20 protein-coding genes are annotated in these 22,746 nt (G+C 58.2%); 4 read left to right on the forward strand and 16 right to left on the reverse strand.

The genetic code is table 11. The annotated features are described in order from the left end of the window. Position 1 precedes the first annotated feature (1 nt). The 4 genes from AC1DNI_RS18950 to AC1DNI_RS18965 are packed head-to-tail and all read right to left on the reverse strand — an operon-like array spanning position 2 to position 4,664. Positions 2-250: an aminopeptidase gene (locus AC1DNI_RS18950; protein ID WP_228020338.1), complete on the reverse strand. Its 249-nt coding sequence runs from the start codon at positions 248-250 to the stop codon at positions 2-4. Next, a complete protein-coding gene (locus tag AC1DNI_RS18955) occupies positions 250-1,485 on the reverse strand; it encodes an aminomethyl transferase family protein (RefSeq protein WP_477692977.1) in 1,236 nt (411 codons plus the stop codon). Before AC1DNI_RS18955 ends, AC1DNI_RS18950 begins: the two co-directional genes overlap by 1 nt. Positions 1,486-1,489: 4 nt before the next feature. Beyond that, on the reverse strand, positions 1,490-3,058 hold the full coding sequence (locus AC1DNI_RS18960) for a phytoene desaturase family protein (protein ID WP_477692978.1): 1,569 nt from the start codon (positions 3,056-3,058) through the stop codon (positions 1,490-1,492). Beyond that, positions 3,045-4,664, reverse strand: coding sequence for a phytoene desaturase family protein (locus AC1DNI_RS18965; protein WP_477692979.1), 1,620 nt, complete (start codon positions 4,662-4,664; stop codon positions 3,045-3,047). The genes AC1DNI_RS18960 and AC1DNI_RS18965 overlap by 14 nt, the downstream gene beginning before the upstream one ends. Positions 4,665-4,937: 273 nt before the next feature. Here AC1DNI_RS18965 and AC1DNI_RS18970 point away from each other — a divergent pair, with 273 nt between their 5' ends. Genes AC1DNI_RS18970 through AC1DNI_RS18980 form a run of 3 tightly spaced genes read left to right on the forward strand, consistent with a single transcriptional unit; the run spans position 4,938 to position 8,025 of the window. Next, complete coding sequence (locus tag AC1DNI_RS18970) at positions 4,938-5,609, forward strand: TetR family transcriptional regulator C-terminal domain-containing protein (protein ID WP_246272723.1); 672 nt, start codon at positions 4,938-4,940, stop codon at positions 5,607-5,609. 23 nt (positions 5,610-5,632) lie between these two features. Continuing rightward, the gene (locus AC1DNI_RS18975) at positions 5,633-6,712 is read left to right on the forward strand and encodes an extracellular solute-binding protein (protein ID WP_477692980.1); all 1,080 of its coding nucleotides are present in this window, start codon (positions 5,633-5,635) and stop codon (positions 6,710-6,712) included. Further along, a complete protein-coding gene (locus AC1DNI_RS18980; protein ID WP_477692981.1) occupies positions 6,709-8,025 on the forward strand; it encodes a flavin monoamine oxidase family protein in 1,317 nt (438 codons plus the stop codon). Before AC1DNI_RS18975 ends, AC1DNI_RS18980 begins: the two co-directional genes overlap by 4 nt. On the opposite strand, the gene AC1DNI_RS18985 is transcribed toward AC1DNI_RS18980, so the two are convergent. Genes AC1DNI_RS18985 through AC1DNI_RS18995 form a run of 3 tightly spaced genes read right to left on the reverse strand, consistent with a single transcriptional unit; the run spans position 7,989 to position 10,805 of the window. Further along, positions 7,989-9,062 carry an ABC transporter ATP-binding protein gene (locus AC1DNI_RS18985; protein ID WP_091924370.1) on the reverse strand — a complete coding sequence of 358 codons (1,074 nt, stop codon included), beginning with the start codon at positions 9,060-9,062 and terminating at the stop codon, positions 7,989-7,991. The two genes, AC1DNI_RS18980 and AC1DNI_RS18985, sit on opposite strands and share 37 nt — an antisense overlap. Before the next feature lie 7 nt (positions 9,063-9,069). Next, on the reverse strand, positions 9,070-9,891 hold the full coding sequence (locus AC1DNI_RS18990; protein ID WP_477692982.1) for an ABC transporter permease: 822 nt from the start codon (positions 9,889-9,891) through the stop codon (positions 9,070-9,072). After that, positions 9,888-10,805 carry an ABC transporter permease gene (locus AC1DNI_RS18995; protein ID WP_477692983.1) on the reverse strand — a complete coding sequence of 306 codons (918 nt, stop codon included), beginning with the start codon at positions 10,803-10,805 and terminating at the stop codon, positions 9,888-9,890. Before AC1DNI_RS18995 ends, AC1DNI_RS18990 begins: the two co-directional genes overlap by 4 nt. 259 nt (positions 10,806-11,064) lie before the next feature. Between AC1DNI_RS18995 and AC1DNI_RS19000 the strand changes: the two genes are divergently transcribed. Beyond that, positions 11,065-12,471: an aminotransferase gene (locus tag AC1DNI_RS19000; RefSeq protein ID WP_477692984.1), complete on the forward strand. Its 1,407-nt coding sequence runs from the start codon at positions 11,065-11,067 to the stop codon at positions 12,469-12,471. A gap of 76 nt (positions 12,472-12,547) precedes the next feature. Here the strand turns inward: AC1DNI_RS19000 and AC1DNI_RS19005 are convergent, their stop codons facing one another. The 9 genes from AC1DNI_RS19005 to AC1DNI_RS19045 all read right to left on the reverse strand — a co-directional run bounded on the left by AC1DNI_RS19005 (position 12,548) and on the right by AC1DNI_RS19045 (position 22,649). After that, positions 12,548-13,738, reverse strand: coding sequence for an aromatic ring-hydroxylating oxygenase subunit alpha (locus tag AC1DNI_RS19005; RefSeq protein WP_477692985.1), 1,191 nt, complete (start codon positions 13,736-13,738; stop codon positions 12,548-12,550). A 258-nt stretch (positions 13,739-13,996) separates the two neighbouring features. Next, a complete protein-coding gene (locus AC1DNI_RS19010) occupies positions 13,997-14,794 on the reverse strand; it encodes a tetratricopeptide repeat protein (RefSeq protein WP_477692986.1) in 798 nt (265 codons plus the stop codon). Between the two features lie 314 nt (positions 14,795-15,108). Further along, positions 15,109-16,950, reverse strand: coding sequence for a tetratricopeptide repeat protein (locus AC1DNI_RS19015; protein ID WP_477692987.1), 1,842 nt, complete (start codon positions 16,948-16,950; stop codon positions 15,109-15,111). A 103-nt stretch (positions 16,951-17,053) separates the two neighbouring features. Further along, a complete protein-coding gene (locus AC1DNI_RS19020) occupies positions 17,054-18,055 on the reverse strand; it encodes a D-alanine--D-alanine ligase family protein (protein ID WP_477692988.1) in 1,002 nt (333 codons plus the stop codon). Between the two features lie 98 nt (positions 18,056-18,153). Next, the gene (locus tag AC1DNI_RS19025) at positions 18,154-19,287 is read right to left on the reverse strand and encodes a helix-turn-helix domain-containing protein (RefSeq protein WP_477692989.1); all 1,134 of its coding nucleotides are present in this window, start codon (positions 19,285-19,287) and stop codon (positions 18,154-18,156) included. A gap of 146 nt (positions 19,288-19,433) precedes the next feature. Next, positions 19,434-20,741 (reverse strand): MFS transporter, encoded by a 1,308-nt coding sequence (locus AC1DNI_RS19030; protein WP_477692990.1) that lies wholly within the window; start codon positions 20,739-20,741, stop codon positions 19,434-19,436. Beyond that, on the reverse strand, positions 20,731-21,543 hold the full coding sequence (locus AC1DNI_RS19035) for a helix-turn-helix transcriptional regulator (protein ID WP_477692991.1): 813 nt from the start codon (positions 21,541-21,543) through the stop codon (positions 20,731-20,733). The genes AC1DNI_RS19030 and AC1DNI_RS19035 overlap by 11 nt, the downstream gene beginning before the upstream one ends. A gap of 384 nt (positions 21,544-21,927) precedes the next feature. Then, a complete protein-coding gene (locus AC1DNI_RS19040; RefSeq protein WP_477692992.1) occupies positions 21,928-22,341 on the reverse strand; it encodes a nuclear transport factor 2 family protein in 414 nt (137 codons plus the stop codon). A gap of 41 nt (positions 22,342-22,382) precedes the next feature. Next, on the reverse strand, positions 22,383-22,649 hold the full coding sequence (locus AC1DNI_RS19045; RefSeq protein ID WP_477692993.1) for a hypothetical protein: 267 nt from the start codon (positions 22,647-22,649) through the stop codon (positions 22,383-22,385). Positions 22,650-22,746: the final 97 nt, after the last annotated feature.

Below are 22,746 nucleotides of genomic sequence, written 5' to 3' on the forward strand. Positions count from 1 at the left end.
ACTACTGATATGCTTCATTGAGCCTGTTGAGCCAGGCGATGCCTACATGCTGGGATTTCAAAACGGCAATCGGGTCTTCACCATCCATCCGCGCGCAAATCCGGTATATCTCGAGGGCCTCATCACTCAATTCACCGCGTTTGTTGAAATACATGGCGGCAGCGTAGCGGGTGCGGCCTGACCATTTGTGTCCGAGCGGCGTATTGAGCAGGGCAAATTGCTCGCGGGCCTCCTCGCCAGACCCATGCATCAGAAATCCCCGGGCGGATTGGCCGTGCGCCGGTCAAGCTTTATGAACGGCCTCGCCACGACCCTGGCACGCTTCATCATCTTTTCGTAGCGCAGTTCGCGCATCGCATAGATCTCGACCCAAAGATCATCGGTGACCGTATCGCCACAAGGCCGTTCGAGACTCGCGATCGCAATATTGCGCTTGGCAAGGGGTGACCAGATGGCGGCACTGACAAGACCGACTTCACGCTTGCCCTTGTGATAGACGATTGCATGTTCGGCCGGGATGTTGCCTTCGATTTCCAGCCCAACGAGGACATGGCGCAACTGCTTCTTGAACCGCGCTCGCTCGATTGCCTTGCGGCCGTTGAAGTGGCCCTTCTTAAAGTCGATCATGAAGCCGAGGCCGATCTCGTCCGGCATGCGCGTGCGATCAGCGCGCAGCGCGTGGTCGGCGGTGATGAAGTCGGCATTGGCAACGATCAAGCCCGCTTCGATGCGCGCACGATTGAGCGCCGCATAGCCTATCGCTCGAAGGCCCCGTCGCTCGCCGGCACGGAACAGCCGGTCCCAGAGGCTGAGCGCCGCCTTAGCCTCGATGAAGAGTTCGTAGCCAAGATCGCCGGTGAATCCGGTGCGCGATATAGTGACAGTACCGGTCTCGTGGGCGAATTCGGCAAGATCAAAAACCTTGAGCGCTCCGACCCCGTCGAAACCTGCGTCGCGCAACACCGCGAACGAAGCAGGGCCCTGCAAGGCCAGTGCCGCCACCGCTTCCGTCTCCTCGGCAACGGTGACATCGAAGCCGATCGCGCTATCGAGGAGCCAGGGCAGGTGTCGCTCCTGACAGCAAAGGCGGATCCGGTTTTGCGCCAGCCGGAAAAGAGTGCCATCGTCCAGCACATGTCCCTCGTCGTCGCACCAGGCGGTATAGTGGACGCGCCCCGGCTTGAGCCTGGTCACATCGCGCAACGTCAGGCGATTGAGATAGGCCTCCGCATCTGGGCCATCGATGCGGTATTTCACCATCGGCGAAATATCGAACAATGCGGCCTGGCTGCGGATCGCGAAATATTCGAGTTCCTCGTCCCACAGCGACATGGGCGCCTTGTAGCCGCCCCAGGCGTACCATTCCTCGCTCTGCATCAGGGCTTCGAGGCGCGGCTGGTATGGCGTTGTAATCAGCGGCTTGCGAAAATGTCCCTGTTTGCGCGTGCGGGCTGGCAAGAGCTTGCTCAAAGGTGCGTGTTCCATGGTCTCAGCCCTTCATTGCAATGATGCGGCGTGCGGCGTTGAGGCCCGGAACTCCGGATATGCCGCCGCCCGGATGCGAGCCTGCACCGGCGAGGTAAAGCCCATCGATGGGGGTGTCGTAACCCTCGGCGCCGAAGACGGGACGCGACATCAGCATCTGGTCGGCCTGCAATTCACCATGGTGCCAATGACCGCCGGGAATACGATAGCGCTGTTCGATATCAACCGGGGTCAGCAGTTCGGCATGGCGGATCGAGCCGCCGATGCCGGGGGCGTGACGCTCCAGCTGCGCGATGATGGCCGCCTGGAGTTTTGGCTTGCCAGCGGCCCAGCCCTCTTTCAGGGCGTAGGGCGCATATTGCACAATCGCCGACAATGTGCAGGCGCCCTCCGGTGCGAGCGAGGCATCGACGAGGCTCGGCAAGGTGATTTCCATGACCGGCTCGGGGGAAAACTCACCGTATTTCGACGGGTTGAAAGAACGCTCGACATGATCGACCGAAGGAGCAATGACGAGACGGCCGCGATGGCCGGCCTCATCGACGCCGAGAAACTTTGGCAATTCGTCGAGCGCAAGGTGGAGTTTGGCGGCATTTCCGTGGGTACGGATATTGCTGACGCGGCGAACGAAGCCCGTATCGAGATTGGGGGTTCCCACGAGGTTGAGGAAAGTCGTCTTCGCGCTGATCGCCGAGACAACCGTATTGGCGCGCAGGACCTTACCGTTTTCGAGGACCGCGCCGACGGCCTTGCCGCGTTCGACCAATATGCTGCCGACCGGCGCATTGGAGCGCACGCGAACGCCGGCTTTCTCTGCGGCAGAGCGGATTGCGGCGATGACAGCATCAGCCCCACCCGCAGCGCCGACCTGGGCGCCCGAGGCGCCGGCGACTTCGCCGGTCAACCGATAATAGAGCCCGAGCAGCGAGGTGGGGGAGCGAGGGCCAAGGTGGCTGCCGAGCGTTGCGTCAAAGGCGAGGAGGCCCTTCAGCCGGTCATCCTCAAGATGCTCGTCGAGGACGTCCGAGACGTTCATCAGCAGCATGCGCAGGAAGTCCCGCATCCCCTCCTTGCCAAGTCGTTTCAAGGAAACGCCGAGCATTGCGAGGGCTGCGGTTTCCGACAATGCCATATTGCCGCGAAGGTCGGGAGGACGGCGGATCAGCATCGGCTTCAGGATCCCGGCGAACTGCAAAACCTGTTCGCGCAATCCCCGCCACGCAGCGGTTTCGGAGGGCGCAGCACCTTGAATGCCTTCCCCGTAGGCGCCGGTCAGCACAAGCGGTTGCCCCGTGGCAGAAAGCGCAATGCTTGGCATGAAGTCGCTCTGCGCAACGCGCAGGCCGTTGCGTTCGAGCTCTAGCGAACTCACCACTTCGGGATGGAGACGGTTGATGACATGGGCAAGGGTGGAGACGGAAAACCCAGGTGCGAATTCCTCGGTCCGCGTGCCGCCGCCGGCATCGCTTCCTGCCTCTAGGACCAGCACCTTGCGCCCCGATCGGCCCAGCGTTGCCGCTGCGACCAGTCCGTTATGGCCGCCGCCGATTACGATTGCATCAAATGACGTCATGGGCAGGGCTCATATGTTTGGTGCCGCGCTTCAGGTCGCGGAGGATTTCGGCTGCAGCATTTCGTCCGGGGGCGCCCATCACGCCGCCGCCCGGATGGGTCGACGAACCGCACATGTAAAGACCGCCAATCGGAGACCGGTACTGCGCGTATCCAGGCACCGGTCGATTGAAGAGCAATTGGTCGAAGGTGAGTTCACCCTGGAAGATATTGCCTTCGGTCAGGCCGACTTCCGCTTCGATCTCGCGCGGGGTACGGATTTCCATGTGCACGATGCGATCGCGAAACCCGGGCGAATAGTCGGCGATCTGCGCGATGACCGTTTCGCCAAAGGCGTCCCGGTCGGCATCGGTCCATTCCCGGCCCTCGACCTTGGGCGGACAATATTGCACGAAGCAGCTCATGAAATGCTTGCCGGACGGCGCCATGGTGGGGTCGAGCGTCGTCGGGATCACCATGTCGAGGAACGGATCGGCCGACCAGCGTCCAGCTTTCCAGTCGTCATAGCCCCGCTCCATGCGCTCCACGGTGTCGGTAAAGTGCATGTCGCCGCGATAGACGGGAGAGTCCTTCGGCAATGCCGGAAATTCCGGCATGGAGTCGAGGGCTATATTCACCTTGCCTGACGATCCGCGCATCTTGAAGTTCTTCACGCGGCGCAGGAACGGGGAGGGGAGTTCCTTTTCCTCCACAAGCTTCAGGAAGGTTCGTTTGACGTCGGCATTGGAGATGACCATCTTGCCGTGAATTTCGTCGCCATTGGCGAGGACGATCCCTTTGGCGATGCCATTGCGGACGAGCACCCGGTCCACTTCGGCTCCGGTGCGGATCGTACCGCCGGATGCTTCGAACGACGCGGCGAGCGCTTTCGTGACGGCTCCCATGCCGCCGCGCGCATAACCCCATGCGCCGACCGAACCATCGACTTCCCCCATATAGTGATGCAGGAGCACATAGGCCGTGCCGGGCGACATAGGACCAAGCGCTGTACCTATGATACCTGACAGGGCGAAATTCGCCTTGATCACGTCGGTCTCGAAATATTCGTCGAGGAAGTCCGAAATCGACATCGTCCAGAAACGCAGCGTGTCCGCCATCTCCTTTGCTCCAAGACCGGAGAATTTCTTGGCGAGAAACATGAGTTCGGAAATGTCGCGCGGGCGCAGGCTCGTCGGATCGGCAGCCGTGCGCATCAAGAGCGGCTGAATGAATCGGCACTGGCGCGTCACGTCGCGGGCATAGCGGTCATAGGCCTCGGCGTCGCGCGGCGAAAAGCGGGCAAACTCGCGCCGATGCGCATTATGATCACGGTAATTGGCAAGATAATCGCCGTCCTGAGTGAAGACCGCGCCGCCTTCGTACGAAATGACCTGAAGTCCGAAGCGGGGTAGCTCGAGATCGCGCATGATCTCCGGGCGGAACAGCGAACACACGTATGAACAGTTGGAGTAGAGGTAGCCGGGCGTCAGCGAACGGCTCGTCGCGGCGCCGCCGATCCAGTCGTTCTTTTCGACGACCAGCACATCAAGGCCGGCGCGCTGCAGGTAGCAGGCATTTACGAGGCCGTTATGCCCGGCGCCGATGACAATTGCATCCCAGCTTTTCATGCGATTTCATTCCACCTTATTTTCTTATTGCATAATTTCACACGGAAAATTGTCTTCTGTCCAGCAGATATTGAATGAATGTTCAACAAATTTGATTGCGTTTTGAAGACAGTCGGTTAATCTTGGCCCGATCGCGTGGATCGCGACGATAGCTACCTTGGAGTTCCTGGCGCCCAATATGATGCAGACCAAGCTTGACAATGCATCCCATCGCTTCACTCATCCGTTGACCGGGTGCAGCTGCAAGCCGGCGCGATGCAGGAAGGGTCAAGCATGAAGGTCACACCAATCAAGGAAGCAGAGCCAGGTAAACGCGGCCGAAAGGCCTCGAAGGAGACGCGGCAGCTTCAGCTCATCGAGGCGACGATCGATTCGCTGGCCAAGCGCGGCTATTCGGAAACAACGATGGCAGATGTTGCCGATGGTGCGGGCCTGTCGCGCGGCATCGTCAACTTCCACTTCGAGAGCAAGGAAAAACTCCTCGTCGCGACACTGCAGTACATGTCCGAGGAATATGCGGTTCACTGGCGCAATGCGCTCGCCAAGGGAGGGGACGACCCGGCCCGGCAATTGGCAAGCGTCGTTGCCGCCGATTTCGATCGTGCGATCTGCAACAAGCGCAAGCTTGCCGCCTGGTGCGCCTTCTGGGGTGAGGCCAAGTCTCGGCCTACCTACCAAAGTCTCTGCGGCGCACGTGATGAGGACTACCAGAATGTCATCATCGATATCTGCACGGCACTGAAGTCGAGCGGAGATTATGACTTCGACCCGATATCTGCGGCGCTGGCGCTGAGCGCAATGCTGGAAGGCCTGTGGTTGCGACTGCTGATGGGAACGGAAAATGTCACGCGCGCGACCGCCTATGCGGCGGCATGCGATCACCTCGTTTCGGTGTTTCCGAAGCACTTTTCCAGGGAAGAGCTGCGCGCAAGAAAAATTGCCTAACAATCAAAAATGGGGAATGAACCATGACAGGACTTGGCAGAAGCGTAAGCGTATTTTTGGGAATTGCCGCACTATCGGCAACGGCGGCGACAATCGCCCTTGCGGCCGACGGCGATCTGATCGTCTTCGACTGGGCGGGCTACGAGGAGCCGTCTTTCCATCCGGGCTACACTGCCAAGAATGGCGATTCGCCGACCTTCGCCTTCTTCGGCGACGAGGACGAGGCGTTCGAGAAGGTTCGTTCAGGCTTCAAGGCCGATCTCGGTCATCCATGCTCGCAAAGTGTCGCCAAATGGCGTGATGCCGGTCTGCTGCAGCCGCTGGACACATCGAAGATTGCCGGCTGGAATGATCTCCTCCCCGACATCATGGCCATGAAGGATCTGGCCACCACCGCCGACGGCAAGGCCTGGTTCATGCCGTGGGACTGGGGCAATACCTCGCTCACCTATAATACCGAGAAGGTGGATGCAAAGGACGTCCAATCGCTCAAGGCCTTTGCCGATCCGAAGTTCAAGGGGCGCGTGTCGATCGACGACAATGTCGACGATGCCTATGCCCTCGCCAGCCTTGCCATCGGCCTGCACGACTGGACGAAAATGACCGACGAACAGTTCAAGGAGGCATCAGACTTCCTGCGCGCCGTGCACAAGAATGTCCGGCTCTACTGGACCGATACGACCGAGATCGTACAGGCCATGGGCGGCGGTGAAGTCGATCTTGCCTGGGCATGGAACGATGCCGCCACCCAGCTCGGCATGAATGGCACGCCGGTCGCACGCAAGCCCGATACTGATGAAGGCATCTCGACCTGGGTCTGCGGCTATGTCCGCTTCAAGGATGCACCGGGCTCCGAGCAAAAGGCTTACGATTTTCTCAATGCGGTAAATGATCCGGCCATTGCCAATTACATGGTCAAGGATTGGGGTTACGGTATGGCCAACGGCAAAGGCATGGCTTCCGTCGATCCGAAACTCCTCGAAGAAAAGGGCTATGCCAATAACCAGGAAACGACGAAGAACGTTCTGTTCCAATCGCCGCTTCCCAATGAGCTCAAGGCGAAGATGATTGCCGAGTTCGAGAAGATCAAGGCGGGCTATTGAACCCAAAGGTCACAGAGACCGATGTCGTCGTCGTGGGGGCCGGCTTTGCCGGTCTTTCCGCCGCCCGCGAATTGCAGAGCGCCGGCGTCGATTACGTTGTTCTGGAGGCACGTGACCGCGTCGGGGGTCGGGTCGAGGCCAAGAGCAACGGGCTCGGAGAATTGCTTGACGTCGGCGGCCAGTTCTTCTGCGAGGACATGAAGGAAATCACTGGCCTTGCTCGAGCCTACGGCAAGACGTTTCTTGAGCCGCCAAAGGGCGGTGATACCATGGCCCAGCCCCCGCCGCATGGCAGGCATGATGCAGCGCATATTTCTGCAGGTTCCGCAGCCATTCGCCGACGCCTGCGCCAGCTCGATCCGCGCGATCCGTCGCTCGCTGGCCTGAGCGTGGCAGAATGGCTGCAGCGTCAAGGCGACCCACCGGACGCAAAATTAATGTTCCTGTCGCTCGTTGAAGGCCTGTGGTGCCGCGCGGCCGAGGGCATGCCGCTCTGGTTCCTTGTCGACAATGATGAGCGGATCACCAACAAGGTCTCGGAGCTTCAGTATTTCCTGAAGGAGACGATGCATTCGCTCGCCGCAAACCTTGGTCGGGAACTGGGGAGGAGATTGAAGCTGGGGCACGCGGTCGAGCGGATAATACGGCAGGGATCGGGCTTTGAGGTGGACACGGCGCGCCAGCGCTTCGCTACGCAGCACGTCATTCTCACTGTCCCGCCGACCATGGTGCGCAAGATAGCGTTTGAACCGGCGCTACCCGGACCGATCTCCCACGCTCTTGCTGCCTGGAAGAGTGGGACCGTCGCCAAGCTGCTGCTTCGCTACAGAACGCCATTCTGGCGCACTGCAAATTTGAGCGGAAGCGTGATTTTCCTGGAACCACATGGACTGTTCGCTTGCGACATCAGTCAGGATCAGGAACATCCCACCCTCGTGGTGTTCGTAGGCGGACGCTGCGCCGTTGAATGGCCTGCCTTGGGAGAAAATGGTCTGAGGGATGAAGTGCTGTTGCGGCTGAGTAGGGCCCTTGGACCGGAGGCAGGCAAGCCGCTGGACATCCTTTTAAGGAACTGGTCGCATGATGCGTGGAGCGGTGGCGGTTATTCCGATGTCATTGACGTTGGAACATCCGACACTGAAACGGAGAATGTGCTGAGACAAGGCTTGCCGGGTATCACCTTCGGCGCATCGGAACTTTCGCTGTCCTTTCCCGGCTACATCGAAGGCGCGATCGTCGCCGGCAGGTCAGCTGCCGCCCAAGCCATCGTTTCGCTTCAGTCCGCAAGCGCGACGAGCGCATCCGGATCGTAGGCCAGCCTGATCGGCGCGCCGACAGGAATATCGTCCGCGCCGAAATTATTCGTCTCGGTGACGGACAGGGGCTTTTCGAAGCCGGGGATCTCGATGACCAGGTGCGTGATTTCCCCGAAATAGTGCCGGTCCACCACCTTCCCCGCCACCTCATGCTTGTCGGTTGCGTCGTCCCACAGGACACGCAGCCGTTCCGGGCGAATGCCGAGCGTCGCCGCATTGCCATTGCGGGCAAACGCGACCGGCTTGTCGGTCTTGACGCGCCCGAACACCGGGGTATCGAGCGTGATGGTGCTGCCATTTTCTTCGACGATGTTGGCCTTGACGAAATTCATGCCGCCAAGAAAATCCGCGACCTGGCAATTGGTAGGCCGCTGGTAGATTTCCTTCGGCGTCGCCACCTGTGCAATCCTGCCACCGAACATGACGGCGATGCGATCGGACATGGCGAGCGCCTCATACTGGTCGTGCGTGACGAGGATGAAGGTAATGCCCACCGCCTGCTGCAGCCGCCGCAACTCCACCTGCATCTGCTCACGCAGTTTCTTGTCGAGCGCCGAGAGCGGCTCATCGAGCAGCAGCACCTTTGGCCGCATGACAAGCGCCCGCGCCAGCGCAACGCGTTGCCGCTGGCCGCCTGAGAGTTCGGTGGCGCCGCGTTTGCCGAGCCCCCCGAGCGAAACCTGGGCAAGCGCTTCCTCGACGCGCCGTTTTTCTTCGGAAGGATCGAGACGGAGCCGCTTCAGGCCATAGCTGACATTTTGCTCGACGTTCAGATGCGGAAAGATTGCGTAGCTTTGAAACACCATGTTGGTAGGCCGTCGATTGGCCGGGATCCCGTCCATTGGCTGACCGTCGACGGAGATCGTGCCACTCGTGGGCGTATCGAAACCGGCTATCATGCGCAGCAAGGTGGTCTTGCCGCAGCCGGACGGTCCGAGCAGTGAAAAGAATTCACCCTCGCGGATCGAGAGCGACGTCTCGTCGAGCGCCTTGAAGGCGCCGTAGCTGCGCGTCACGCGCGAGATTTCGATCATCGTACGTTCAGGCAATCAAGCCTCCCATGTTCTGGGTGCGGCGGCTGGCACGGCGGCGCACAGTTTCGGCAATGGTCAGTAGAATGACAGAGGCGATCAGCAGCAGCGTACCGAGCGCAAGGACACCGGGGAGCTTGGCGGCAAATCTGAGCTGGCCCCAGATATAGACGGGTAGCGTTGCATCAGTTCCGGTGAGGAAAAACGCCATGATGAATTCATCGAGCGATATGGTGAAGGAGACGAGCAGGCTCGAAATGATCGCCGGGGCGACCATCGGCAAGGTTACGCGGCGGAATGTACCGAAGGGCGATTCCCCGAGATCGGCAGATGCTTCCTCAAGGCTTCTGTCGAAGCCCTCAAATCCGGAGGTGAGTACGCTGAGCGAATAGGGAATGCAGATCAGCACATGTCCGAACACCACTGTGATCAAGGACAGATTGAGCCCAAGCTGCAGCATGACCAGCAGCATCGAAACGGCAATAATGATTTCCGGCAGGACAAGCGGCGCCATGAGCAGGCCGTTAATGCTGCGGCGGGCGGGAAAGCGATAGCGCGTAATCGCCCGGGCCGCGCAAATGCCGAACATCGTGGCGAGAAGTGACGCCGAAACTGCAACCATAAGGCTGTTCCAGGCGGCGTCCGTCAGGGCGGGCGTCGTGGCGAGGTCGCGGTACCATTTCAGCGTATAGCCGCTCAGCGGGAATTTCGGCGTCGCTGCAGTATTGATGGAGAAGATCGGCAGGAAGATCACCGGCAGATAGAGGAAGCCGATATAGAGCACGGCGTAGGCTGTCAGCCAACTCGGAAGCATTTTGCGCAAAGCCGTCATCTTATGCGCCTCGCAGCCGTGCGGATGGTGAGGACGACGGCCGCAGCAATTGCCGTCACAACCGCCATGGTCGTAACCGAAAGCGCGGCGCCGAGCGGCCAGTTGGCAGCCTTGCCGAACTGTGCCTGAATGGCATTGGCGATCATCACGCCGTCCTTGCCGCCGACAAGCTTCGGTGTCACGAAATCGCCCACGGTCGGGATCATCACGATGAGCACCGCCGAAATAATGCCGGGCGCTGAAAGCGGCAATGTTATGCGCAGGAAGCGCCGCACCGGACCATCGCCGAGATCGGTCGCGGCCTCGATCAGCGTGCGGTCGATCTTTTCCAGCGACACGAAGATCGGCAAGACCGCAAACGTCGCCCATGCATGGGTGAGCGTGATGACCACTGCACTCGTATTGTAGAGAAAAGCATCCGACGGCTGGTCGGTGATGCCGAGCCCCATGAGGGTGGCGTTGAGGACGCCGTTATAGCCAAGGATGACCTTCCACGACATGACGCGCAGCAAATAGCTGGTCCAGAACGGGACGGTGATCAGGAACAACCACAGCCCCTTGTGCCTGCCGCCATGAAAGGAAATGAAAAACGCGATAGGGTAGGCGAGGACCACCGTGAAGAAGCTGACCAGAAGCGAGATCCACAGCGATCGCATGAGAAGATCGCGGTATATCGGATCCGTCAGTGCGATCCGGTAGTTTTCGAGGGTGAAGGTTCTGTCGACAACCAGATAGTGCTGGGTCCAGAAGCTGTTGGCGATGACGAGAAGAATCGGCACCAAGAGGAAGATCAGGGCGTAAATGAGTGTCGGACTAATGAGGCCGAGGCCCGTCGCAGATTCGGATTGCAGCCACTTTCTTTTTCGGCCTCTGTCAGGAGGCATGGCGACAATGGTTTCTGCAGGTACCGTCATTGGCACGGTCCATACAGATTTGCGAGCTTACAACAACAATGAAGCATTCTATCCCATTCCGAAATGTGGCGCGTTCCCGTTAGTCGCCATCTTTCCTCCATCATGCGCTCAATCGACGGTTGAAATCAAGAACTATTTCTGACATATTGATTGAACGAACATTCAATATATTCGAGAAATATGTTTTATTTCCGATAATTGGTATCGAAAGTATGTGGGGATACCGGAAAGCGAGGACAGCGTGGCTGCTGCGAAGCAAATGACGGACGCAATCAGGGAAACGGCCCAATCCAACGCTCAGGACGTGGTTGAGCTCGCAAAGCGCCACCTCGTCCAACCCTGGCCCACGGCCGGCGAAGTCGGCGCGGAAGCACGCCCGCTTATTTGTGGCGGCGAGGGGATCTACATCACCGATGGCGCGGGAAAGCGGCTCATCGACGGTCCGGCAGGCATGTGGTGCGTCAATGCCGGTCATCGCCGCGAGGAACTGGCAAGCGTCATGTACGAGCAGGCAATGCAGCTCTCCTACAATACGCCGTGGTATACGATGAGCGAACCCTCGGCGGTTCTGGCGAAGCGTATCGCCGACTATGCTCCGGGCGATCTCAATCATGTGTTCTTCACGACAGGCGGCTCGTCAGCTGTCGAAAGTGCACTACGCTTCATGCAGTTTTACAATAATGTGCGTGGCCGTCCGGAAAAGAAGCTCATTTTGTCGCGCGGCGGCGCCTATCACGGATCCACCTATCTCTCCGCTTCGCTGAACGGACGTCCGCGTGACCGCGACTGGATGGATGGAGCCGATGATCTCGTCGTCAAGCTGTCGTCGCCCAACCCTTTCCGCAGGCCAGAGGGTATGAGCCTTGCGATCTTCTCCAACATGCTTGTTGCCGAGTTCGAGGAAACGGTGAGCCGCATCGGCGCCGACAAGATCGGCGCCTTCATTGGCGAGCCGATCCAGGCGTCCGGCGGCGTGATCGTGCCGCCCGATGACTATCTGCCGCGCATCCGCAAGATTTGCCGCGACAATGACATCCTGTTCATCGCCGACGAAGTCGTAACCGCCTTTGGCCGCCTCGGCCACGTGTTCTCGTCCGGTGAGGAATTCGGCCTTGACCCGGATATCATCACCTTCGCCAAGGGCGTCACCTCCGGCTATTTTCCTTTGGGTGGCATGGTCGTATCGGAGCGCCTGCTGGCGGAACTTCGCCGCTCCAATCACCCGACCGCGATGTACGCCCATGGGCTCACCTATACCAGCCACCCGGTCGGCTGCGCCGTGGCTCTCGCCAATCTCGATCTGCTCGAAGGCGGCATCCTGGCGCATGCTAGGGCCATCGCGCCGTATTTCCAGGAACAGCTCCGCACACTAGAGGAATTGCCGCTCGTCGGCGAGGTGCGCGGCACCGGTCTCATGGCCTGCGTAGAATGCGTTGCCGACCGCGAAAGCAAGAACCCGCTTGAACTCGACACCAGTGTCGGCATGCGTATCGATGCACATTGCCATGACCTTGGGCTGCTGGTGCGACCGCTCATCAACATGTGTGTGATGTCGCCGCCGCTTGTAATAACCCGTGATCAGATCGACGACATGGTAACGATCCTGCGCGAAGGCATCTCGCGCACCATGGACGATTTGAGAAGCGAGGGCGTCTGGCAGGGCTGAATTCGATCAAAGAGCTCAAATGAATTCGGCCCGGCAAGCTACTTGCCGGGCCGTTCTCATTTGCTGATCGCTTCGTTTAATGGCGGGCGCAGAGACTTTCGTTAAGGGCCGAGACCTCGCGTTCATCCGGCGCCTTGTCGACGTTCAGGACCGGCAGAACCTTGCGCAGATGGTCGTGGTGCGAACGCACCGTATATTCAAGATCGGACAGGTAGAAGCCGGAGAAGGATTTCGACATCATCGACTCGTTCGACCATTTGGTCAGTTGGATATCCTCGGAGTTCGTCTCCCGGTCGATGCGCGAGGCAAGATAGCGAGCGGCGGCCTGCTCGCGGCTTTCGTCCCTGTAACGGAAGACCGCGCCACGCAGCAGCGTCTCGCCCGTGGAGAGCGGAAACTCCTGGTAGTATTGCGCGCCTTCAGGGGTCACCGCGATGACTGCATTCGGGAAGAACCCGTAATAGATCCAGGCCTTGCGCAAATGCTCGGGGAGATGCGTCGCTTCCGGCGCAATCTTGATGTAGTTGCGCACGCTCCAGCGACGCCCCGCATGCGGGTTGTAACGGGCAAAGGAACGCGAGACGCCATCAATGAAGGGCTCGTCGTAATATGTCGAGCCGTAAAGATCCTGCAGGGCAGGGTGCGCCATGGCGACATGGTATCCTTCGTTGTCGACGTCGCGCACTGATTTCCAGTTGACCGGGGACTTCTGCTTCCAAAAACCGGCGGGCACCATTTCGGCAATGCGGTAATGTGAGAGTTCCTGCTCGAAAGGCTGCATCAACGTGGCGACCGCCGGCTGATTGCCCTTGCGGAAGCGAACGAAGATAAATCCCATCCAGATTTCGAGGTCGAGCGGCAGCAGCCCGAATTCAGTCTTGTCGAGATCAGGGAACGAGCGCGGACGGGCGGCGCCGCGCAGCGTGCCGTCGAGATTGTAGACCCAGCCATGGAAAGGGCAAACCAGCGCATTGTTGCAGGTCCCCTTGTTGTCCGTGACAACGCGCGAGCCCCGATGGCGGCAGATGTTGTGAAAGCCGCGCACTTCACCGTCCTTGCCGCGCACAATAAGCGCCCGCTCGCCGACGACGTCGAGTGTTACGTAATCTCCGACATTCGGCACATCAGAAATGTGACCGGCGATCTGCCAATGGCTGCGGAAAATATGTTCCTTCTCGAGTTCCAGGAGCGCCGGGCTGTTATAGCACCAGGCCGGCAGTCCCCGCCGGTCCCAACCTTTCGGAATCGTCAAGTCCCGCGCTTGCATAAATTCACCCGTATTTATTGAACGTTCATTCAATATAATCATGAACAATGTTTATTTGCAAGCTATTAGCCACGGCCAATCGAAAATGTTCACTGCGAATGTTCGGATGCCCAGCGAATATTCAAAGGTCTGTTACGAGGCATAAAATCAAAGCCGCACGCCGAGTTGGCGTGCGGTTCATCTCTATCCAAGGGGGGCTCCGTTCCGCGGCGGCAGACCCCTGGGAGCCTTAAAAACTCCTCAACATGCGGCGAAAGCTCAGTTTTCCCTAAGCTCGGCTAAACGCAGCCCATCGATCCAATGCGTTTTTTGATCCGGGTCGCCGTAGATGTAGGATTCCGACAGTTCCACCGTCCAATCAGGATCATTCTTGCTGAACTCTGCCATTATGGTCTTCGCGTCATCAATGTTCCCACGCCGGGCTTCACTGGCGGCCAAAATCAGGAGAACGTCATTGGGCTTTTTGGCGGGGTCGATGCTGTTGATTTCATTGATCGCTTCAGTATAGTTCCCAAGCTGATAGTGCGCGCGGGCCGCAAGCCATTTCAACCACCATGGATAGTCGGGATAAGCAGCTTCTGCCCCGAGGATCAGGTCCAGAGCCGCGCCTGGATTGCCGTAGTAGATCAGGGCCTCGGCCTTGTCGGCATCAAGCTCGGCGGTGTTTTTAATCTTCCAGACGGGATCCGTTATACGCGAGCGTGCCGCATCATATTCGTCGAAGCTTCGCTTGAAATCGCCTGCGTTCCACGACACCATCGCGCGGTACCAGAGCCCCCTGAAATCAAGGTGCCAGTCACTGTCGGGATCGTTGCTCAATGCGACTGCTTTATCGGCCAGGTTCGCTGCTTCAGTAATCGAATCATTCGTTCGGAGCTTGGGCGGCCAGTTGTTCTGAAAGGCGCGCAGGTGCACATAGGAACACTCCGCGTAAGCGGGCAAATAGCCTTCGTCTTCCTTGATCGCGAGGCCGTAAAGCCTTGCCGCTTCTATGTTTCCTGCAGGCGTTAGTTCCTGCTGACGTGCGTCGTGGCAATATTGTTTAGCGGTTGGCATGATATTCCCCCTTTTGATGTTACATTGAAAGCTCATACGCTCGTTTGAACGCCGGCTTGGTTACTCAATTCAATGCTTAACTCATAAGACAGGGTACCAATGGTAGGTGCCACCCAGGCGGAACTGTCCGAACCGGGGGGCACTGTCAGTCTGAGATCAGCTCAAGTACAAATTTGAAAGAGCTCTCTCAGCTTCATTCGCCAAGAAAAGACATCCACCGAAGTGGGCAATAATCACAAGTTACGATGCAATTTTGCCGCTCTGTTTCGAGGAATGTCAACGTTTGTCCAAAGTATCCATATGCTTGTCAGGGGCTATTTCTCCTTCAATCCGGCCTTGCGCAATCCCTCCAGCCAATGCTGACGATCGCTGTCGTTTCGGTAGTAGTATTCGGCCGATTTTTCGATCGACCAATCCGGGTCGATCTTGCTGAATTCGGCCATGATCGCCTTGGCGCCAGCAATGTCGCCGAGTTGGGCTTTGCTTGCAGCGGTGATTAGGCGAACATCGTTTGGCGGCGAGGCAATCTTGTTGATGGCGTCAATGGCCTGCTGGTATTGGCCCGCCATGTATCTGGCTTTGCCCTCGTTCCAAAAGTACCAGAACGGGACCCTTACGTTGCGCTTCTTGGCTTCTTCGATCTGCTCAATGGCCCTCAGCGGTTCTCCACCATAGATAAGCGCCTCCGCCATATCCGCGGCGAGATCCGGATCGTTCGGATTTATCTGTCGCGCGGCCTCATACTCGCTGAAACTCTTATCGAAGTTGCCTTTATTCCAGGCGACGATGGCAAGATACCAATGGCTATTGGCATTATCACTGAGTGCGAGGGCCTTCTCCGCCAAAGCTTCCGCCTTGTCGAGATTCGCCTTGCCGCCATCGTCGAGGCCGCTCTGATAGGCACGCACATAGACATAGGATAGTTCCGCATAGGGCGCCGAATAGTTCGGGTCCAGTTCGATGGCCTTCTCAAAGAGTTGACGTGCTTCCTCATTGCCTTCCGCCGTGACTTTGGTCGGGTCGGCCCATATCTGCTTGCCTTTGAGGTAGTAGTCGTAGGCATCCATGTTTGCCGGAGGCTTCAGGCGGGTACGGCGCTCCTCGGCGTCGGTCACTTTGACCGCAAGCGTCGTCACTATATTTTTCGTAATGCCTTCCTGCACCGCAAAAGTGTCTCCGAGCGGCTGATCGTAGCGGTCGGCCCACACGTGATAACCGGTCTCGGCATCGATAAGTTGGGCATTGATGCGGAGCCGCTCGGCCGTCTTCTGAACGGTGCCCTCAAGGACGTAGCGCACACCCAGAGCCTTCCCGATATCCTGTATCTTGGCAGGCTTGTTCTTGAAGGTCGACGACGAATTGTACGCGGCGACGAGAAGGCCGGAGAACTTGGAAAGATCGCTGGTAATGTCATTGGTGACGCCATCGCTATAATATTCCTGCGAGGGGTCGCCGCTTATATTGTCCAGCGGCAACACTGCGATCGAAGGCTGCGAGGAAGCCACGATTTGCGTCCCGGTAGTCTGATTGCCTGAAACGCCCGGTACGTACTTCCACCAGATCGGCAGCGCGATGACGGCAAGCAAGGCTGTCGTTGCCGCCGCCAGTCCCCACATAGGCAGGCGTTTGCGGGAGCGCTTTGAATGGATGCTCTTGACAGAGTAGGCATGGACCGGCAGCGGGATATTTTTCAGTCTCTTTGTGCCGAGATCTTGAAACCCGACATCCGGAAGGTGCTTCACCTGTTCATAGAGGCTCCCCGAAACGCAAATTCCGCCGGGCTCGGACAAGCCTTCAAGGCGGGCGGCAACGTTTACTGCTTCTCCGAGTAGATTGTCCTGTTCGACAACAGCATCGCCAAGATTGAGGCCGACGCGAAACAGCATGCGCCAATCTTCGGAGAGTTTTTCATCCAGGTGCGCTATCTGGTTCTGAATTTCGATGGCGCAACGCATTGCTTCAACAGGGCTTGGAAATTCCGCGACAACGCTATCGCCGGCGCCGCCAAATATGCGGCCGTTATGGGCCCGAACCCGCTCGTCGATGATTGTCGCACATTCCTTGAAGAGCTTGAGGGCCGCATCTTCATCCTTGCCGACGAGACGACTGTACCCGACGGCGTCAGCGGCTAGTATCGTGACAAGCCTGCGCTGCATCTTTGCTTCCCCCAGCACTCCCATCATACCATGAGTAGGGTAGGCACAGGAAGGATGGCCAAAGGCATTAGAACGGCGCTGGAAGCGCTGAAAATCGCCGATTTTATAGGGGATTGCGCTGCCCGGATTGGAATGCATGTCGGGTTGAAGCGGAGCGTATGATCTGCTCGATCAACCCCTGATATGACATCCCTTTCATGCGGCCGAGCAGGGGCAAATCCGAATCTCTCGGATGCATGCCGGGAAGCGGATTTGCTTCGAGGAAATGGGCCTTGCCAGCGTGGTCGCAGCGTATGTCTATGCGACCTGCATCGCGGCATCCTAGGTGTTTCCATGCTGCGAGCGCAAGCCGCGTCGCTTCTGCGCCTGCCGCATCGTCCACGAGCCTGACAGTGACCCTGTCGTCAAAGTTCTTCTTGTTCTGATAGGAGTAGATTTCGGGCTCGGGCCCATCTTTCACCATTATTTCCATGATCCCAAGCACACGGGCATGATCGCCGGTTCCGAGGATTCCAACCGTGAATTCACGGCCTGGCAAATAAACTTCAACCAATACCGGCTGCTTGTGTCGTGAAAGCAGCCTTTCGCACCCCTTTCGGAGCTCTGCCAAGTCATGGACCTTTGATGAAGCCGAGATCCCCTTGCTCGTGCCCTCCGCAATGGGTTTTATGAACAGAGGATATGGCAATGCAATACGTTCAACATCGCCCGGCGTTTCCACAACGGCGAAATCCGGAATGGGAATGCCACAGTCGCGAACGACGTGTTTCGCAGTGGCTTTGTGCAGCGTTACCGTCAGGGTAAGGGGATCGGAAAAGGCGTAAGGAACGCCATAGGAGTCCAACAAGGCGGGAGCCAGGGCCTCGCGTCCGAAGCCATGCATTCCCTCAGCCGAATTGTAGACCAGATCCCATCGATCACCATTTTGCAGCCGCTGTGCGAGCTTCAACGCAGAACCGATGCGTTCCGTATTGTGACCAAGCGAGAGCAGGGCTGCTTCAATAGCCTCGATGGTCTCGATGCTATCGAACTCGACAATGTCCTCCTCGTCATATCCGGCACGCGCGTAATCATCACGAAGATCGAATGCAATGCCGATTCTCATCGCGTGCCCCCATCACCGGACCCCAATTCGGTCGCGCCAAATCTACCCCCGGCAGGCGAATGCAGCAATGGCAGCCATCTGGCCACAGAGTTGGTTCTTCAGCCGTGAAGTCGGCGCAGGAGAATGCCGAGCCGGTCTTCGGGAGCGCTTGTCATTACATCGGAGGAGGGATGGATCGAGGGACGTTCCTTACCGCGAAGGCGTGCCTCGCTCGGTGTGTATCCGAACTCACGCTTGAAGGCGCGGCTGAATTCAGCTCCGTCACTGAAACAGCGTTGCTCGGCTATCTCGATGATGCGCCGGCCATCGTTCGGATCGGCGAGCGCGGCATGTGCATCAAGAAGCCGCCGATGCTGGACATAGTGCATCACGCCGCCAAAGGGTTCGAACATCCGGTAAAGGCCGGTGCGCGAGATGGCGAGCTCGCGCCTGAGGGCTTCAGCGCTGAACGTCGGATCAAACAGTCGCGACTGAATGACGCCCCGTGCGCGTTCGAGCAACACGCGCACGACAGGGCCCTGCGCCTCTTCGACATTGTCGCTGGATGGCAGGACGCACGCGCGGATCATGGCTCGCGTGGCGGCGACAAGTTCCGGCAGGTTTGCTGCGTCGATGATGGGCAACCGCTTGGCGAGACCAACGAAATAATCCGACAGGAGCCGCCCCATCGCTGTATCCATGGCCGAAAACTCTGCTCCCCTCAAGGCATGGGCAACCTCGCTGCAAAAATCGCGCGGGATGAACAGGGTCAACATTTCGCCGGCAGCCATATGGCACTCGAACGGGTCGCCAAGTGCGTGAACCTGGATGACGCCGGCGCCGCCGCCAAAGACGCCGGATGTGCAGGCGGTGTTGATCCTGCCGTCGAGGGGCAGCGTCATGGCCCAGTGGTTGATCGGCGTTTTGGGCGTGTCGGCACTTACAAGACGCAGCGGATCAGTATTGATACGAGCAAATACAAGAGATCCGAGATCCCATATCAATTGCCGGCCCTTGAAGCCCGATGCGCGGTCATCGGGCTCGTCGATGGTAAATATGGATGAGAAGCTCCTGCGCCAGGCCTCGAACTGGAGTTCTACCGGAAGATCGCGCGTGTCAAATTCGAAGGTCGGGATGCCGTTGTGGTCCGATTGGCCGAAGTCGGTGAGCGGCGATTGCGACAGGCCGGCAATCACATTGGCGGATATGGTTTCCGCCAGCGTATGGGAATTCAGAGCATTCTCGTATCCCATTGCGCCATTCCCCTTTCTAACGCAGTTCCCTGGGCAATTCTTCCCCTCGTTGGGACCGGAATTGTCAGCGTGGGAGCGGGTCGGGTAAAGACGGGTTGGAAAATTCGATACATCGCCGTGCCAAATTGCAACGTCTGCCACCGCGACTAATGGAATGACTTTCCAGCAGTTTCAGGAATGCGAAGGACCACCAGCAGGCTGGCGAGTGACGCGGATACCACGTAGAGCGCAGGGGCGTACGGACTCCCCGTCGCGTTGATCAGCCAGTCGGCAATAAAGGGCGCAAAGCCTCCAAACAGGGCGGCCGCGAAGGCATAGGATGTCGCCGCCAGCCTTGCGCGATTTTGCGTTGGAAAGAGTTCAGCCATGAGTGCCGGGGCGGGGCCCGAATAAAGAGCAATGGCCAGTCCGAAGACAATCTGTACGGGGACAATGACCGCGAAGCTTTGCGTCGCAAGAATCAGCCAGAGTGCCGGAAGGGTCATCAATGCAATTGCCAGACACGACGTAATGAGGAACGGCCGTCGTCCGTGCCGGTCCGACAAGAGCCCGACAATTGGAACGAGGATGACGATCGTCAGCAGGCATATGGTGTTTGACCACGCGGCCAACGCCGGAGCGATACCGGCCTGCACCCGCGCATAGGTCGGAAGATAGACGAGGAACATATAGAAACAGACCGTCCAGTGAATGGTAAGGCCGAATGCAAGCAGGCCGCGCACAAGGTCCGATCTTGGGATTGGAGCACTGCTGTTTTCCGGACGTGTGCGTTGCAGTTGCCGGTAAGCGGGCGTCTCATCGACGCTGGCCCGCATCCACCGGCCGATCAGCCCGAGCAATCCCCCAATCAGAAAGGGTATACGCCATCCCCAGGCCGCCATGTCTTCAGGTTGCAGGAATGAAATAAGGATGGCGGCAATTCCGCTGGCAAGAAGGCTGCCGAGCGCCACTGTCATTGAAAGAAAGCTGCTGAAAAAGCCCCGTCTTCCGGGCGGTGACCACTCCGAAAGAAAGGAAATCGCAACACCAAGTTCTCCGCCGGCCGAAAATCCCTGCAGGAGACGCGCCAAGAGCAATAGGAGCGGAGCCGTCATACCGATCATCGCGTAGGTCGGCAGGAACGCGATCATCAATGTGCCGGCCGTCATGGTGATGATGGTCAAAAGAAATGCGGGTTTTCGACCGTAGCTATCGCCGACCCAACCGATCACGATCGCCCCCAAAGGCCGCAACACGAAACCGACGCCAAAGACCGCGAACGTCTCCAGCAATGCGGTATTACCGTTGTCGGCGCGGAAAAAAGCCCGTGCGATATAAGTCGCAAGGATGCCGTATGTTACAAAATCGAACCACTCGAGCGTATTGCCGAAGAAGGTCGCAACGAGGGCGCTCATTCGAGCGCGGTCGATTGAAGTACCGGGTTCCGCTAGAGCCTCGTCCGCCTCAGTTGCCATGCCGGGCATCGATCCCGATTGCGGATGCATGGGAACCGGCAATCGGCCTTTCACCCTCATCCTTGACGGCCGACGGCGCATGGCCGAAGTGCTCGCTGAAGGCGCGCGAAAAGCTCGCATAGCCGCCATACCCGACACGGCGTGCGATCTCGCTGATCGACAGATTGCTGTTGCGCAGAAAATTCTGCGCCTCCTCCATGCGCAGGTTGAGTGAGAAGGCGTGCGGCGTTACTCCGAAATTTTCCAGAAAACCGCTCACGAGCGCATTGCGATTCACGCCCACACGGATCGCGAGTTGCTCCAGTGTCGGTGGCCGGTGCAACTCGCGTCTGTAAATCGCTGCCGCGGCTTCGATGGCGTGAAACACGCTCGGTGCCTGCGCGATCCGCGACCGTGAAGGAAGCATGCTGTTGAGTTGATAAACGATGTCGCAGATGATTTCCGTGGTCTTGTTGACGAAATAGATACTTCGCAACGGCTCCTGATATTTGCACGAGAGGATTTGCTCCGCGGATATGCGAACCGAACTGACTGCCGGAATTTTCATGGCCTGCACCATGCCCACATCCGACGCAAAGATGGGCCTGTAGGCAACCGGGATCCGATCCAGGTTGACGCCGAAATGCTCGAGCAGATGGGACCGCTCCACGACAATCAGGATGCCTCGCAGCCTTTCGCCGGCACGCGCTTCGCTGACCGATCGCGGGAAGTTGGTGATCTGTACCGACGCCGAATTGACAGTGTCGACATAATCGCTGGCCAGGCGACTATAGGTACCGGTAAGAATAATCTGGATGCACACCAGATTTTTTCGCGATGTATCTATCGCGTAGGGCTGCACGACTTGGAAATCCATAACATGCAATACGGTCGAATCGTCTATTCGCCGGTATTGATGATGCCGTGTTGCAAAGATGTCTTCTGTCGGACCCCACGCTTCGCTGCTGCGGATGATGGGCCTGTTGCGCAATTCGGCCTGAATGGCTTTAAAATCCAGTTGTAGCGACTTCCGCATGCGCCCCCTGAGGAAAAGTCTCTGGTCGTTTTCTTATGATCACCTGAACTCAACTAGAAATATCATCTGGTTGTTATTGATACGGCGACACGCAAAGCGATAAATCAAGGATTTTCTGCATGCTCGCTTGAATATGTCGGCCTTTGCAGCCTTCCAGCCCGGTGCAACAGGCTACGTGGAAGCTTCGTCGTCGATTGGATTTTGCCTGAACAGTTCACCGACCAGCCAACTATCGAGATAAGCGCGCACTTCGACGATTTTGGCGTCAGCAAAACGGCACAGCCAGCAATAGCGGTTGTCAAACCGCAGGCCGCTATGGGCCGTCGCCATCGACCGGAGTTCGACCACCGCCCATGCGCCATCAATCAGGACATTCTCAACAGTGAGCTGTACGCCGTCGGGCAGCACCTTCGCCAGTTTTTGAAACGTGCCGGCGATGAAATCCTTCTTGCTGTGATAGTGACCCGCAAGCGGGTGGGTGCCCTCTACGATCCAATCGACATCATCGGCAACATGCGCGAAGAAATTTGCGCCGTCGCCGTGCTCGAGATGCGCGAAGAGCGCAATGACATCCTGCTTGTTCATGGCGATGTCCCCGTGTTGTCGCCACTATATACGGACAACGCTTAAACGCGAAGATGTGAGCTTCCAGGCCTCGCAGCAAGGCGCAGCCACGTCGGCAGATGGAAGACGCTCATAAGCAGATACATAATAGCCATATCATTGAGCGGGGACATGCTTTGAACGGAGCCGCACATGCTTTCCGCCGTGCCACTTGCCGTCAGCACCGCCATCAAAGCAAAGGCAGGCGTCGCTGCGTAGCTCAGTCCGTCCGCAATACGCAGCAGCAGATTAAGCTTCGGCGAGCGTGCAGTGACCTTGGATGCAGTCATTCTCCTTCTCCTGCTTTTATCGTAGCATCGACATTGCGGGCGGTTGCCGGTGATGGGCAGACTAGGATGGCGGTGGAAATGCCGAGAGTTACAAGTT

The sequence above is a fragment of the Phyllobacterium sp. 01N428 genome (assembly GCF_056399405.1).

What these genes read in the sequence shown, in the direction of transcription:
- AC1DNI_RS19030 (WP_477692990.1), bottom strand. Translation starts at nt 20,741, where the DNA reads ATGGCAACTGAGGCGGACGAGGCTCTAGCGGAACCCGGTACTTCAATC.
- AC1DNI_RS18990 (WP_477692982.1), bottom strand. Translation starts at nt 9,891, where the DNA reads ATGACGGCTTTGCGCAAAATGCTTCCGAGTTGGCTGACAGCCTACGCC.
- AC1DNI_RS19005 (WP_477692985.1), bottom strand. Translation starts at nt 13,738, where the DNA reads ATGCAAGCGCGGGACTTGACGATTCCGAAAGGTTGGGACCGGCGGGGA.
- AC1DNI_RS18965 (WP_477692979.1), bottom strand. Translation starts at nt 4,664, where the DNA reads ATGAAAAGCTGGGATGCAATTGTCATCGGCGCCGGGCATAACGGCCTC.
- AC1DNI_RS19040 (WP_477692992.1), bottom strand. Translation starts at nt 22,341, where the DNA reads ATGAACAAGCAGGATGTCATTGCGCTCTTCGCGCATCTCGAGCACGGC.
- AC1DNI_RS18955 (WP_477692977.1), bottom strand. Translation starts at nt 1,485, where the DNA reads ATGGAACACGCACCTTTGAGCAAGCTCTTGCCAGCCCGCACGCGCAAA.
- AC1DNI_RS19045 (WP_477692993.1), bottom strand. Translation starts at nt 22,649, where the DNA reads ATGACTGCATCCAAGGTCACTGCACGCTCGCCGAAGCTTAATCTGCTG.
- AC1DNI_RS18985 (WP_091924370.1), bottom strand. Translation starts at nt 9,062, where the DNA reads ATGATCGAAATCTCGCGCGTGACGCGCAGCTACGGCGCCTTCAAGGCG.
- AC1DNI_RS18960 (WP_477692978.1), bottom strand. Translation starts at nt 3,058, where the DNA reads ATGACGTCATTTGATGCAATCGTAATCGGCGGCGGCCATAACGGACTG.
- AC1DNI_RS18970 (WP_246272723.1), top strand. Translation starts at nt 4,938, where the DNA reads ATGAAGGTCACACCAATCAAGGAAGCAGAGCCAGGTAAACGCGGCCGA.
- AC1DNI_RS19015 (WP_477692987.1), bottom strand. Translation starts at nt 16,950, where the DNA reads ATGCAGCGCAGGCTTGTCACGATACTAGCCGCTGACGCCGTCGGGTAC.
- AC1DNI_RS19025 (WP_477692989.1), bottom strand. Translation starts at nt 19,287, where the DNA reads ATGGGATACGAGAATGCTCTGAATTCCCATACGCTGGCGGAAACCATA.
- AC1DNI_RS19010 (WP_477692986.1), bottom strand. Translation starts at nt 14,794, where the DNA reads ATGCCAACCGCTAAACAATATTGCCACGACGCACGTCAGCAGGAACTA.
- AC1DNI_RS19020 (WP_477692988.1), bottom strand. Translation starts at nt 18,055, where the DNA reads ATGAGAATCGGCATTGCATTCGATCTTCGTGATGATTACGCGCGTGCC.
- AC1DNI_RS18950 (WP_228020338.1), bottom strand. Translation starts at nt 250, where the DNA reads ATGCATGGGTCTGGCGAGGAGGCCCGCGAGCAATTTGCCCTGCTCAAT.
- AC1DNI_RS18995 (WP_477692983.1), bottom strand. Translation starts at nt 10,805, where the DNA reads ATGACGGTACCTGCAGAAACCATTGTCGCCATGCCTCCTGACAGAGGC.
- AC1DNI_RS19000 (WP_477692984.1), top strand. Translation starts at nt 11,065, where the DNA reads ATGACGGACGCAATCAGGGAAACGGCCCAATCCAACGCTCAGGACGTG.
- AC1DNI_RS18975 (WP_477692980.1), top strand. Translation starts at nt 5,633, where the DNA reads ATGACAGGACTTGGCAGAAGCGTAAGCGTATTTTTGGGAATTGCCGCA.